The sequence below is a fragment of the Piscinibacter sp. PDB5-1 genome, assembly GCF_056676035.1.
On the sequence record NZ_JBWVZL010000001.1, the window covers coordinates 239,109 to 252,085 of the forward strand.

General features: G+C 66.6%; 15 protein-coding genes. 9 read left to right on the forward strand and 6 right to left on the reverse strand.

Going from position 1 to position 12,977, the window contains the following annotated elements; all coding sequences use genetic code 11:
- The first annotated feature begins 1 nt into the window (after position 1).
- The gene (locus AC1KAT_RS01120; protein WP_480321908.1) at positions 2–784 is read left to right on the forward strand and encodes a M90 family metallopeptidase; all 783 of its coding nucleotides are present in this window, start codon (positions 2–4) and stop codon (positions 782–784) included.
- Between the two features lie 69 nt (positions 785–853).
- On the opposite strand, the gene clpA is transcribed toward AC1KAT_RS01120, so the two are convergent.
- The 3 genes from clpA to icd form a co-directional block, all read right to left on the reverse strand.
- The gene (clpA, locus tag AC1KAT_RS01125) at positions 854–3,151 is read right to left on the reverse strand and encodes an ATP-dependent Clp protease ATP-binding subunit ClpA (RefSeq protein ID WP_480321910.1); all 2,298 of its coding nucleotides are present in this window, start codon (positions 3,149–3,151) and stop codon (positions 854–856) included.
- Complete coding sequence (gene clpS, locus AC1KAT_RS01130) at positions 3,148–3,492, reverse strand: ATP-dependent Clp protease adapter ClpS (RefSeq protein ID WP_480321912.1); 345 nt, start codon at positions 3,490–3,492, stop codon at positions 3,148–3,150. The genes clpA and clpS overlap by 4 nt, the downstream gene beginning before the upstream one ends.
- A 217-nt stretch (positions 3,493–3,709) precedes the next feature.
- A complete protein-coding gene (gene icd / locus AC1KAT_RS01135; protein ID WP_480321914.1) occupies positions 3,710–4,963 on the reverse strand; it encodes an NADP-dependent isocitrate dehydrogenase in 1,254 nt (417 codons plus the stop codon).
- 147 nt (positions 4,964–5,110) lie between these two features.
- Between icd and AC1KAT_RS01140 the strand changes: the two genes are divergently transcribed.
- Positions 5,111–5,560 (forward strand): DUF192 domain-containing protein, encoded by a 450-nt coding sequence (locus AC1KAT_RS01140; RefSeq protein WP_480321916.1) that lies wholly within the window; start codon positions 5,111–5,113, stop codon positions 5,558–5,560.
- A gap of 84 nt (positions 5,561–5,644) precedes the next feature.
- Here the strand turns inward: AC1KAT_RS01140 and AC1KAT_RS01145 are convergent, their stop codons facing one another.
- The 3 genes from AC1KAT_RS01145 to AC1KAT_RS01155 form a co-directional block, all read right to left on the reverse strand.
- A complete protein-coding gene (locus AC1KAT_RS01145; protein ID WP_480321918.1) occupies positions 5,645–6,229 on the reverse strand; it encodes a superoxide dismutase in 585 nt (194 codons plus the stop codon).
- 101 nt (positions 6,230–6,330) lie between these two features.
- Complete coding sequence (gene xseA / locus AC1KAT_RS01150; RefSeq protein ID WP_480321920.1) at positions 6,331–7,641, reverse strand: exodeoxyribonuclease VII large subunit; 1,311 nt, start codon at positions 7,639–7,641, stop codon at positions 6,331–6,333.
- A complete protein-coding gene (locus tag AC1KAT_RS01155; protein ID WP_480321922.1) occupies positions 7,634–7,933 on the reverse strand; it encodes a hypothetical protein in 300 nt (99 codons plus the stop codon). The genes xseA and AC1KAT_RS01155 overlap by 8 nt, the downstream gene beginning before the upstream one ends.
- A 138-nt stretch (positions 7,934–8,071) precedes the next feature.
- Between AC1KAT_RS01155 and AC1KAT_RS01160 the strand changes: the two genes are divergently transcribed.
- The 7 genes from AC1KAT_RS01160 (at position 8,072) to AC1KAT_RS01190 (ending at position 12,882) form a co-directional block, all read left to right on the forward strand.
- The gene (locus AC1KAT_RS01160) at positions 8,072–8,740 is read left to right on the forward strand and encodes a MotA/TolQ/ExbB proton channel family protein (RefSeq protein ID WP_480321924.1); all 669 of its coding nucleotides are present in this window, start codon (positions 8,072–8,074) and stop codon (positions 8,738–8,740) included.
- Positions 8,741–8,755: 15 nt separating this feature from the next.
- A complete protein-coding gene (locus AC1KAT_RS01165; RefSeq protein ID WP_480321926.1) occupies positions 8,756–9,184 on the forward strand; it encodes an ExbD/TolR family protein in 429 nt (142 codons plus the stop codon).
- 16 nt (positions 9,185–9,200) lie between these two features.
- Complete coding sequence (gene lpxK, locus AC1KAT_RS01170; RefSeq protein ID WP_480321928.1) at positions 9,201–10,244, forward strand: tetraacyldisaccharide 4'-kinase; 1,044 nt, start codon at positions 9,201–9,203, stop codon at positions 10,242–10,244.
- Positions 10,225–10,437, forward strand: a complete 213-nt coding sequence (locus AC1KAT_RS01175; RefSeq protein ID WP_480321930.1) for a Trm112 family protein — start codon at positions 10,225–10,227, stop codon at positions 10,435–10,437. Before lpxK ends, AC1KAT_RS01175 begins: the two co-directional genes overlap by 20 nt.
- Positions 10,438–10,479: 42 nt before the next feature.
- The gene (kdsB, locus tag AC1KAT_RS01180) at positions 10,480–11,241 is read left to right on the forward strand and encodes a 3-deoxy-manno-octulosonate cytidylyltransferase (RefSeq protein ID WP_480321932.1); all 762 of its coding nucleotides are present in this window, start codon (positions 10,480–10,482) and stop codon (positions 11,239–11,241) included.
- Between the two features lie 141 nt (positions 11,242–11,382).
- On the forward strand, positions 11,383–12,036 hold the full coding sequence (gene adk, locus AC1KAT_RS01185) for an adenylate kinase (protein WP_480321934.1): 654 nt from the start codon (positions 11,383–11,385) through the stop codon (positions 12,034–12,036).
- 87 nt (positions 12,037–12,123) lie between these two features.
- The gene (locus AC1KAT_RS01190; protein ID WP_480321936.1) at positions 12,124–12,882 is read left to right on the forward strand and encodes a 3-hydroxyacyl-CoA dehydrogenase; all 759 of its coding nucleotides are present in this window, start codon (positions 12,124–12,126) and stop codon (positions 12,880–12,882) included.
- Positions 12,883–12,977: the final 95 nt, after the last annotated feature.

A 12,977-nucleotide genomic window follows, 5' to 3' on the forward strand; every position in this document is an offset into this window, starting at 1 on the left:
AATGCCCGCGTGGTGGCGCTCGCTGCGGCGGTGGCGTGAATCGCGAACCCTGCGCGAACGTGCGATTCCCGATGCGCTGTGGGCGCTGACGCTCGCGCGTTATCCATTCCTGACCACACTTCCCCCGGACGACGCCCAACGCCTGCGAGACTTCAGCACCCTCTTTCTCGCGCAGAAAGAATTCACCGGCGCCAACGGCCTGCAGGTCACCGACGAGATGGCGGTTGCCGTGGCCGCTCAAGCCGCCCTGCCCGTGCTGCAACTCGGCCTGCATTGGTACGACAGCTTCGTCGGCATCGTGATGCACCCCGGCGAAGTCGTTGCCCGTCGCGAGGTGACCGACGAGGTCGGCGTCGTGCACGGCTACGACGAAGAACTCACCGGCGAAGCCATGGAAGGCGGGCCCATCACGCTGTCGTGGCGCGACGTGGCTGAGGCCGGCGACACCGCCGAACAGGCCTACAACGTCGTGATCCACGAATTCGCGCACGTGCTCGACATGCGCGGCCACGGCCCCGACGGCATGCCGCCACTGCCCGCACGCATCGACCCCAAGCGCTGGGTCATGGTCATGGAAGCTGCTTACGCCCGGTTGTGCCGCCGCGTGGATGCAGGCCACGCCACCGTGCTCGACCCCTACGGCGCCGAGTCGCCCAGCGAGTTTTTTGCGGTCGCCTGCGAGGCCTTCTTCGTGGCCGGTACAGCGCTGCGAGACGACGACCCCTACCTGTACGAGATGCTGCGCGAATTCTTTCTGCAAGACCCGGCCGGGCGCGCGGCCTGAACCGCACACCGTGTCGTCACAACGAAAACGGGGCCCGAAGGCCCCGTCGTGTGAGTCATCGCCTGCGCATCAGGCCGTGGCCGGCTCGGCCTTGGGCTTGTCGCGCTTGGGCGGCTGGATGTCGAGCACCGTCTTGCCGTCGGCGTCCACATCGACCGTCAGGCGCCCGCCATCGACCAGGCTGCCGAACAGCAACTCGTCGGCCAGCGCACGACGGATCGTGTCCTGGATCAAGCGTTGCATCGGCCGTGCGCCCATCAGCGGGTCGAAGCCCTTCTTCGCCAGGTGCTTGCGCAGCGCGTCGGTGAAAGTCACATCGACCTTCTTCTCGGCGAGCTGGCTTTCCAGCTGCAGCAGGAACTTGTCGACCACGCGCAGGATGATCTCTTCATCGAGCGCACGGAAGTTGATGATCGCGTCGAGCCGGTTGCGGAATTCGGGCGTGAACAGGCGCTTGATGTCGGCCATCTCGTCGCCGCTCTCGCGGGCGTTCGTGAAGCCGATGGTCGATTTGTTCATCGTCTCGGCGCCCGCATTCGTCGTCATGATGATGAGGACGTTGCGGAAGTCGGCCTTGCGCCCGTTGTTGTCGGTCAGCGAGCCGTGGTCCATGACCTGCAGCAGCACGTTGAAGACATCCGGGTGCGCCTTCTCGATCTCATCGAGCAGCAGCACGCAGTGCGGCTTCTTCGTGACGGCCTCGGTCAGCAGACCGCCCTGGTCGAACCCGACGTAGCCCGGGGGCGCGCCGATCAAGCGGCTGACCGCATGGCGCTCCATGTACTCGCTCATGTCGAAGCGGATCATCTCGATGCCGAGCACATAGGCGAGCTGCTTGGCGACCTCGGTCTTGCCGACGCCGGTCGGGCCGCTGAACAGGAACGAGCCGATCGGCTTGTCAGGCTTGCCCAGGCCCGAGCGCGCCATCTTGATCGCGGCCGCGATGGCCTCGATGGCGGGTTCTTGGCCGAAGACCACGCTGTTGAGGTCCCGGTCGAGCGTCTTGAGCTTGGCGCGGTCGTCGTTCGACACGTTGGCCGGCGGGATGCGCGCGATCTTCGCGACGATCTCCTCGACCTCGGTACGGGTGATGGTCTTCTTCTGCTTGCTCTTGGGCAGGATGCGCTGCGCGGCACCGGCCTCGTCGATCACGTCGATGGCCTTGTCGGGCAGGTGGCGGTCGTTGATGAACTTCGCCGACAGCTCGGCCGCCGCTTGCAGGGCGCCGAGCGCGTACTTCACGCTGTGGTGCTCTTCGAAGCGCGACTTCAGGCCCTTCAAGATTTCGACGGTCTGTTCGACCGAGGGCTCGATCACGTCCACCTTCTGGAAGCGCCGCGACAGCGCCGCATCTTTCTCGAAGATGCCGCGGTACTCGGTGAAGGTCGTCGCGCCGATGCACTTCATGGCCCCGCTGGACAGCGCCGGCTTCAGCAGGTTGCTCGCGTCGAGCGTGCCGCCCGAGGCCGCGCCCGCGCCGATCAGCGTGTGGATCTCGTCGATGAACAGCACCGCGTTCGGCTGGTCTTTCAGGTGCTTGAGCACGCTCTTGAGGCGCTGCTCGAAGTCGCCGCGGTACTTGGTGCCCGCCAGCAATGCGCCCATGTCGAGCGAATACACCTGCGCGTCGGCCAGCACCTCGGGCACGTCGTTCTGCGTGATGCGCCAGGCCAGGCCCTCGGCGATGGCGGTCTTGCCCACGCCGGCCTCGCCGACCAGCAACGGGTTGTTCTTGCGGCGGCGGCACAGGATCTGGATCACGCGCTCGACCTCGTGGTCGCGGCCGATCAGCGGATCGATCTTGCCGTCGCGCGCCATCTGGTTGAGGTTCTGCGTGAATTGGTCGAGCGGCGAACCCTTGCCTTCACCTTCTTCCTTCTCGCCTTCGGCACCCGAAGCCTCGTTCGACTTCGGCTGCTCCGGTGGGTCGGACTTCTTGATGCCGTGGGCAATGAAGTTGACGACATCGAGGCGCGTCACGCCCTGCTGGTGCAGGTAGTAGACGGCGTGCGAATCCTTCTCGCCGAAGATCGCCACCAGCACGTTCGCGCCGGTGACTTCTTTCTTGCCGCTGCCGGTGGATTGCACGTGCATGATCGCGCGCTGGATCACACGCTGGAAGCCCAGCGTCGGCTGCGTGTCCACTTCGTCAGCGCCGCCGACGGTGGGGGTGTTTTCCTTGATGAACTGCGACAGGCTCTTTCGCAGTTCGTCGATGTTGGCCGAACAGGCGCGCAGCACTTCGGCAGCGGACGGGTTGTCCAGCAGCGCCATCAGCAAGTGCTCGACGGTGATGAATTCGTGGCGCTGCTGACGCGCCTCGACGAACGCCATGTGCAGGCTGACTTCAAGCTCTTGCGCAATCATGCGGCCTCCATAATGCATTGCAACGGGTGACCACCCCGACGGGCTGCGGTCAACACCAACTCGACTTTCGTCGCTGCGACGTCTTTGGTGTAGACACCACAAACGCCACGCCCTTCCTTGTGAACTTTCAGCATGATCTGTGTCGCGGTTTCCAGGTCGCGCTTGAAATATTCCTGCAAGACCATCACCACGAACTCCATGGGCGTGTAGTCGTCGTTGAGCAGCACCACCTGGTACATCCGGGGTGGTTCTGTCTTCGCGGCTTGGCGCTCGGCCACCACCGCGCCGTCACCCTTGTCGGGCGTGGGCTGAGGAGGGAGTTTGGGCTTGTCGTCAGACATGAATTCATTCTATAGAGATGACAAAGCCGGCGTTCACTGAAACGGATATTGCGCCAAGGGGGCCGACTGCAAGGGCCTGAAATGGATCACACCCGGCCCGCTTTTCACCGGCACAGCAAGGTGCGGGCCACTTCGTCGCACAGGTTCGTTTTTGCGGCGCAACGAAAAAGGCCCGCCGAGGCGGGCCTTTCGAACGATCGTTCGTTGATCGCGTCGATCACATCTGGTCGATCATCACCTGACCGAAGCCCGAGCACGACACCTGCGTCGCGCCGTCCATCAGTCGCGCGAAGTCGTAGGTGACCTTCTTCGAGTCGATGGCTTTTTCCATCGCGCGGATGATGATGTCGGCGGCTTCGGTCCAGCCCATGTGGCGCAGCATCATCTCGGCCGAGAGGATTTCTGAACCGGGGTTCACGTAGTCCTTGCCAGCGTACTTAGGCGCGGTGCCGTGGGTGGCTTCGAACATGGCCACCGAGTCGGAAAGGTTCGCGCCGGGGGCGATGCCAATGCCGCCGACTTGCGCGGCCAGCGCGTCAGAGACGTAGTCGCCGTTCAGGTTCAGCGTGGCGATCACCGAGTACTCGGCCGGGCGCAGCAGGATCTGCTGCAGGAAGGCGTCGGCGATCGAGTCCTTGATCGTGATCTCGCGGCCGGTGCGCGGGTTCTTGAACTTGCACCACGGGCCACCATCGATCAACTCGGCACCGAATTCACGCTGTGCCAGCGCGTAGGCCCAATCACGGAAGCCACCTTCGGTGTACTTCATGATGTTGCCCTTGTGCACGATGGTCACGCTGGGCTTGTCGTTGTCCACCGCGTACTGGATCGCCTTGCGCACCAGGCGCTCGGTGCCTTCCTTCGAGACCGGCTTGATGCCGATGCCCGAAGTCTCGGGGAAGCGGATCTTCTTGACGCCGAATTCCTCTTGCAGGAACTTGATGAGCTTCTTGGCCTTGTCGCTCTGGGCTTCGAACTCGATGCCGGCGTAGATGTCTTCCGAGTTCTCGCGGAAGATGACCATGTTGGTCTTCTCGGGCTCTTTCACCGGTGAGGGCACGCCCTTGAAATACTGGATCGGGCGCAGGCAGACGTAGAGGTCGAGTTCCTGGCGCAAGGCCACGTTCAGCGAACGGATGCCACCACCCACCGGCGTGGTCAACGGGCCCTTGATCGACACCACGTAGTCGCGCAGCACTTCGAGCGTTTCTTCGGGCAGCCATACATCGGGGCCGTAGACCTTGGTCGACTTTTCGCCGGCATAGATCTCCATCCAGTGGATCTTCTTCTTGCCGCCATAGGCCTTGGCCACGGCGGCATCCACCACCTTGATCATCACCGGCGTGATGTCGAAGCCGGTGCCATCGCCCTCGATGTAGGGAATGATCGGCTGGTCGGGGACGTTCAGCGAGAAGTCCGCGTTGACAGTGATCTTTTGCCCGCCCTCGGGCACCTTGATGTGTTGGTACATGACTGGCTCCGCTCGCTGATGATTTTTGGGTGAAAACCCGAAGGATTCTAAGACAGGGCCCATGGGTTCCAGGTGGGCATGCTGCGCCTGTCCACGACATGTCGCAAGCGACGTTGATAATTGGCCCGCCACTCGAAACGCCCTGCCATGCGAATCATCCTTCAGCGACTTTTCATCAGCCTGACGTTCATCGCGGCGACCTCGGTCGGCCACGCGCTCGAACCCCAATCGCTGCCGACCATCCGGCTCAACGCGGGCATGCACGTCATCCAGGCGCAGCTGGCGCAGACCGCCCCTCAGCGCACCATCGGCCTGATGCACCGCAAGAGCATGCCGACGCACGAGGGCATGCTGTTCGTGTTCGAAGAACCAGGCGTGCAGTGTTTCTGGATGAAGAACACGCTGCTGCCCCTGTCGGCCGCGTTCATCGCCGACGACGGCACGGTCGTCAACATCGAAGACATGAAGCCGCAGACCACCGACTCGCACTGCTCGAAGCAGCCCGTGCGTTTCGTGCTCGAAATGAACCAGGGCTGGTTCGCCAAACGCGCCATCAAGCCGGGGTTCAAGCTGACCGGCGCGCCCTTCAAGCCCTGAGGCACGCCCCGGTTCACCGACGATCACCCCAAGCAAAAGGGCCGGTCATTGACCGGCCCTTTTTGCATGCGGCACTGAGGTGGATCAGGCCGCGAAGTTCTTCTCGGCGAACTCCCAGTTCACCAGCGAGTTCAGGAAGGTCTCGACGAACTTCGGGCGCAGGTTGCGGAAGTCGATGTAGTAGGCGTGCTCCCACACGTCGATGGTCAGCAGCGCCTTGTCGGCGGTCGTCAGCGGCGTGCCGGCAGCGCCCATGTTGACGATGTCCACCGAGCCGTCGGCCTTCTTCACGAGCCACGTCCACGCGGAGCCGAAGTTGCCGACGGCGCTCTTGGTGAAGGCTTCTTTGAAGGCGGCGTAGCTGCCGAACTTGGCGTTGATGGCATCGGCCAGCGCGCCCTTGGGTTCACCGCCGCCGTTGGGCTTCAGGCAGTTCCAGAAGAAGGTGTGGTTCCAGATCTGCGCGGCGTTGTTGTAGATGCCGCCCGAGGACTTCTTGATGATGTCCTCGAGGCTCATGGACTCGAACTCGGTGCCCTTTTGCAGGTTGTTCAGGTTCACGACGTAGGCGTTGTGGTGCTTGTCGTGGTGGTATTCGAGCGTTTCCTTGCTCATGTGCGGGGCAAGCGCATCGTGGGCATAGGGCAAGGGCGGGAGGGTGTGTTCCATATTCTTTCCTTTCAGGCGTCAGAACGTTCAGAAGCAAGCCGGGCGATATCGTCGGCGATTGTAGGCAGGCATCAAGGCCTGCGTTCGCGGCGGGCACTCTCTCAGCGCGACACGCCGGGCGGCGCCGCTTGCACCTCGGTGATGCGCGCCTGCACCTCGCCGTCGGTCAGCACCGCCCGCACCGACTGCTCAGGCGCGAGCTGCGTCACGCTGGCCACGGGGTGGCCCTGCGCATCGGTCAGCCAGGCGTAGCCGCGGGCGAGCACCCGGCGCGGGTCCACGCCGTGCAGGCGCGCTTCCAGCGTCTGCAGACGTTCGCTGCGCAGCGCCAGAGCCGCACGGCTGGCACGCAGCAGTCGCGCTGCCTGCTCATGGGGCCGGCGTCGGTGCATGTCGAAGGCCCGCGCGCGCGCGCCGTCGAAGCGCCGCTGCAGGTCGTTCAATCGCTCAGACTGGCGCTGCAGCAGTTGCCCCGGGCGCGCCAGCAGCAGCGTGGCGCGGTCCAGGCGCTGCACGTGCTGATCGAGCGCATGGTCCACCCGCCGGATCAGTCGCATGGCGAACGCCTCCAGCACGTCCAGCTGCGATTGCTGCGTCGGCGTGACGAGTTCAGCGGCGGCCGTGGGCGTGGGCGCGCGCAGGTCGGCCGCGAAGTCGCTGAGGCTCACGTCGGTCTCGTGCCCCACACCGCACACCACCGGCAGCGGGCAGTTCGCCACCGCCCGCACCACGCGCTCGTCGTTGAAGGCCCACAGGTCTTGCAGCGAGCCGCCGCCACGGCAGACGATGAGCACGTCCACCTCGGCACGGCGCGCGGCCGTGGCGATGGCCTCGACCAGCGTGGGCGGAGCCTCGGGCCCTTGCACCAAGCAGGGGTAGACCACCACCTCGACATGCGGCGCACGACGCGCCAGGGCGGTCAGCACGTCGTGCAGGGCCGCCGCCCCGCGCGAGGTGACCACCCCGATGCGACGCGGAAACCTCGGCAGCTCGCGCTTGCGCGAGGGGTCGAACAGGCCCTCGGCTTCGAGCCGCGCCTTGAGCTTGAGGAACTGCTCGAACAGCGCGCCATCGCCCGCACGTTGCATCGACTCGACGACGAACTGCAGCTCGCCGCGCGGCTCGTACACCGCCAACCGCCCGCGCAACTCGACCAGTTGGCCTTCGGCCGGGGCGAAGTCGATCAGGCCGGCCGCGCGGCGAAACATCGCGCAGCGCACCAGCCCCGGCGCGCCGTCGGCGTCTTTCAGGCTGAAGTAGCAATGGCCGCTGGCCGCCCGCGAAAAGCCCGACAACTCGCCCCGCACGGTGACGGCCGCGAAGCGTGCTGCCATCGCGTCCGACACGGCGTGCAGCAGGCCGGCGACGCTCCATACCAGCCGTTCCACACGGCCCGCAAATGGCTCAACCATGCGCAAACCCAGCGTTCATGCGGGCCGAGAACTCCACAAGCCCGCGCAGCAAGGGCTGGCGGCCCGATGCGCCTGTCATGGCGCTTTCACAATCGTTCAAGTGATTGATTTTGAACAACTTTTTTCTGCCTAAAGAATAAGCAATCTGTTGCAAGGCCTGATTTGGCGCGGCTTTGGCGCGTTCTACCTGGGGTTGCCCACAAAGTTGTCCACAGCAGCGGTGGACGGATCGGCCCTCCCACCCCGTCAATGCCACGGCTTCTGCGGCAAAGGCAACAACGGGCAACAGCAAGGGTTTCGGAGGGGGTCGCGCTTGGCCTTGGGGCCATAATCGCGCGGCTCAAAACGAGGGGTGGCGCAGCGGCGCTGCTTCGTGAAGCCGGTGCTCCGCACCGCATTCCATCGCACCACGCACGCAGAGAGGACCGGATTGCTTTCGATCATACAAGCCGCTGGTTGGCCGATTTATCCGCTGATCCTGTGCTCGCTGATCGCTCTGGCGGTCATCATCGAACGGTTCTACAGCCTGCGGGCCCTGCGCGTCGCGCCGCCTCGCCTGCTTGACGAAGTCATCTCCGTCACCCGTGCCCACTTGCCGGCGCCCGACGTGGTGAACAAGCTGGCGGCCAGCTCGACGCTGGGCACCGTGCTGGCGTCGGGACTGCGCGCCGTGGTGGCCGACCCGCGCATTCAAGAAGAAGCCTTGCGCAGCGCGTTCGAGTCCGCCGGCCGCGCCGCCGTGCACCGCATGGAGCGCTACCTGAACACGCTGGGCACCATCGCGACCTCAGCGCCCTTGCTGGGGCTGCTGGGCACGGTGGTCGGCATGATCGAGATCTTCGGCTCGCAGGCCCCGAGCGGCGGCACCAACCCGGCGCAGCTGGCGCACGGCATTTCGATCGCGCTCTACAACACGGCTTTCGGGCTGATCATCGCCATCCCGGCCTTGATGTGCTACCGCTACTTCCGCGGCCTGATCGAGGCCTACACGCTCGAAATGGAGCTCGCCAGCGAACGCCTCGTGCCGCACCTGATGCGCTTCTCGATCGCTGCGCGCCGGGTCAATGGCCCCGCGACCGCACCCGCCGCCGCGGCCTGAACCCGCACCCGCGCGATGAAGTTCAACAAGCACCGCCCCGAAGACCCCGAGATCAACCTGATCCCGTTCATCGACGTGCTGCTGGTCGTCCTGATCTTCCTGATGCTCTCGACGACGTACTCGAAGTTCACCGAGCTGCAGGTCAACCTGCCGACCGCCAGCGCCGAGCGGCCGAAAGACAACCCGCGCGAGGTGATCGTGTCGGTGTCGGGCGATGGGCGCTTTGCCGTCAACCGCAAGACGCTGGACGCGCGCAACGTCGAGGTGCTGACCACCGAACTGTCGGCCGCGAGCCAGGGCAACGCCGACACCATCGTCATCATCTCGGCCGACGCCACCTCGCCGCACCAGGCCGTGGTGACCGCGATGGACGCCGCGCGCCGCGCCGGCCTGGTTCGCCTGACCTTCGCCGCCCAGGTGCCCAACGGCGGCGAAGCCCGCTGACGCCGCGAACCGGTCCGTGAGCGCCGCCTCGCGCATCGAAGCCGCCTGGCTGGGGCGCGGGGGTTTGTCGGCGCTGCTGCTGCCGGTCGCCTGGGTCTATCGCGCACTCTTCACGCTGCGCTCGGTGCTCTATGCCACCGGCCTCAAAAAGCGCGAACGCCTGCCGGTGCCGGTCGTCGTCGTCGGCAACCTCATCGCGGGCGGGGCGGGCAAGACACCCACCACGCTGGCCGTGGTTGCCCTGCTGCGCCGACACGGCTGGACGCCCGGCATCGTTTCGCGCGGCTACGGCCGAAGCGACGACACCCTGCGCGCCGTGCAGCGCGACACCCCCGTCACCCAGGCCGGTGACGAACCCCTGCTGATGCACCTGCGCACGGGCGCACCGGTGGTGGTGGGCCGCGACCGCGCCGCCGCCGGCCGCGAACTGCTGCGCCTGCACCCGCAGGTGGACGTGCTCGTCAGCGACGACGGCCTGCAGCACTGGCGGCTCGCGCGCGACGCGCAAATCATCGTGTTCGACGAACGCGGCGCGGGCAACGGCCGCCTGCTGCCGGCCGGTCCCTTGCGCGAGCCAATGCCACCCATCGCACCGCCGCGCAGCCTGGTGCTCTACAACGCCGAGCGCCCCTCGACCGGCTGGCCGGGCCACCTGGCGCAGCGGCGCCTGGTGGGTGTGGTCGCGCTCGACCGCTGGTGGCAGGGTGAGCCCGCGACCTTCGACGCGCTGCTCGCCCTCGCGGGCCGGCCGGTGCTGGCTGCCGCCGGCATGGCCCGGCCGCAACGCTTCTTCGACATGCTGGCCCAGGCCGGTGTCTCGGCGAGCCCCCTGCCCTTGCCCGATCACCACGACTTCGCCGAGTTGCCCTGGCCCGCAGGCACGCCCGACGTGGTTGTCACCGAGAAAGACGCCGTCAAGCTCCACCCCCGCCGCGTCGGCACGACGCGCGTGTGGGTCGCAACGCTAGACTTCGCGCCCTGCGCCGCGTTCGAGACCGAGCTGCTGCGGCTGTTGCCCCCACGCCCCGCGAGGACCGCCCATGGAAACCCGACTGCTTGACCTGCTGGTCTGCCCCGTTTGCAAGGGGCCGCTCGAACACCTTCGCCCGCCCATGCAGGCCGCGCAAGAACTGGTGTGCCACGCCGACCGGCTGGCCTTTCCGGTGCGCGACGGCATCCCGCTAATGCTCGAAGCCGAAGCCCGCTCGCTCGACACCGGCGCCGTGGCCGGCGGCGGCATGGTGGACGCCTGAGCCGTCGGTCGCTGTGACCCCGAGCGCCGCCCGAACCACCGCATGAGCTTCACCGTCCTGATCCCCGCGCGGCTGCAGTCCACGCGCCTGCCGCGCAAGCCCCTGGCCGACCTGAACGGCGCGCCGATGGTCGTGCGCGTGGCGCAACGCGCGGCGCTTTCGAAAGCCGCGCGCATCGTCATCGCCTGCGACCACGAAGAGATCGCCGCCGCCTGCCGCCCGCATGGCATCGACTGCGTGCTGACCTCGGCCGATCACCCCACCGGCAGCGACCGCCTCGCCGAGGCCTGCCGCCTGCTCGGGCTCGACGGTGACGATGCCGTCGTCAACGTGCAAGGCGATGAGCCACTGATCGACCCGGCCCTCATCGACGCCTGCGCCGGCCTGCTCGACACGCGGCGCGACTGCGTGATGAGCACCGCCGCGCACGCCATCGACGACGAGGCCGAGTTCCGCAACCCCAACGTCGTCAAAGTGGTGCTCGACGCCGCCCAGCGCGCGCTGTACTTCTCGCGCGCACCCATGCCCTGGTGGCGTGATGGCTCGCGGCCCGATGCCGCCGCCCTGCCCCCGTCGGCCATGGCCGCGCCCTTGCGGCACGTGGGCATCTACGGCTACCGCGCCGGCTTTCTGCGCCGCTACCCGCAACTGCCGGCCAGCCCGCTCGAAGCCATCGAGTCGCTCGAACAGCTGCGCGTGCTCTGGCACGGCGAACGCATCGCGGTGCACATGAGCGACACCCGGCCCGGCCCCGGCGTGGACACCCCCGAAGACCTCGAACGCGTGCGTGCATTGATGCGCTGATCGCGCCCCGGCGGCCCCTGGCGTCAGCCAGCCGTCAGGGGGTCGCGTGCTATCCTCGCGCCCGTTTTCGCGGGCTGTCATCGAACGTTCGCTTCGATCCCCTCAGGCCCGGCCACATTCCCTCAATTCCCAAGGTAGACCATGAGACTGATCCTGTTGGGCGCGCCCGGCGCCGGGAAGGGCACGCAAGCCGCGTTCATCTGCCAGAAGTACGGCATTCCGCAGATCTCGACCGGCGACATGCTGCGCGCCGCCGTGAAGGCCGGCACCCCGCTGGGCATTGAAGCCAAGAAGGTGATGGACGCCGGCGGCCTGGTCAGCGACGACATCATCATCGGCCTCGTCAAAGAGCGAATCACGCAGCCCGACTGCGCCAAGGGCTTCCTGTTCGACGGCTTCCCGCGCACCATCCCGCAGGCCGACGCCATGAAGGCGGCTGGCGTCAAGCTCGACCTCGTGCTCGAAATCGACGTGCCCGACTCGGCCATCATCGAACGCATGAGCGGCCGCCGCGTGCACGTGGCCTCGGGCCGCACCTACCACGTCAAGTTCAACCCGCCCAAGGTCGAAGGCAAGGACGACGTCACCGGCGAGCCGCTGATCCAGCGCGACGACGACAAAGAAGACACCGTCAAGAAGCGCCTCGACGTGTACCAGAGCCAGACCCGCCCGCTGGTGGACTACTACTCGAACTGGTCCGCCACCGGCGACGCTCAGGCGCCCAAGTACCGCAAGATCTCGGGCACCGGCACCGTGGAAGAAATCACCGCCCGCGCATTGGCGGCGCTGGGCTGATCGCAAGAATGCGCTCGTGACGAAGGCCGCTGGTTCAGCGGCCTTTTTCATTGCCGCACGGCACCGCTGACGACCAGAATCGTCGCCATGGACATCACCGGACACGTCTTCCTGATCACCGGCGGGGCCTCGGGCCTGGGAGAAGGCACCGCCCGCGCGCTGGCCGCCGAAGGGGCGCAGGTCGTCATCGCCGACTTGCAAGCCGACCGCGGCACGGCCCTCGCCCAAGAGATCGGTGCCCGCTTCGTGGCCTGCGACGTCACCGATGCGAATCAGGCCCAAGCCGCCGTCGATGCGGCCGTCGCGCTCGGCCCCTTGCGCGGCCTGATCAACTGCGCCGGCATTGCACCGGCGGCCAAGACCGTCGGCAAAGACGGCCCGCACCCGCTCGAGCTCTTCAAGCGCGTGATCGACATCAACCTCGTCGGCAGCTTCAACATGGCGCGGCTCTCGGCCCAATCGATGAGCGGCAACGTCCCCACACCAAGCGGCGAACGCGGCGTGATCGTCTCGACCGCCAGCGTCGCCGCCTACGACGGGCAGATCGGCCAGGCGGCCTATGCCGCCTCGAAAGGCGGCATCGCCGCGATGACCTTGCCGCTGGCCCGAGACCTGGCCCGCCATGGCATCCGCTGCATGGCCATCGCGCCCGGCATCTTCGCCACGCCGATGATGGCTGCCATGCCCCAGGCCGTGCAGGACGCCCTGGCCGCCAGCGTGCCCTTCCCCCAGCGCCTGGGCCGGCCCGAAGACTTCGCCAAGCTGGTGAAGCACATCGTCGAGAACGAGATGCTCAACGGCGAGGTGATTCGGCTGGATGGGGCGATTCGGATGCCACCGAAGTAAGCCCCGCCCCCGGCACGCGATGCTGCGTGGGCGCGCAGGGAAGCCGATTGCACCGCGCCTGCGCCCTCTAGTAGATATAGCAGTGACCCGCGAGC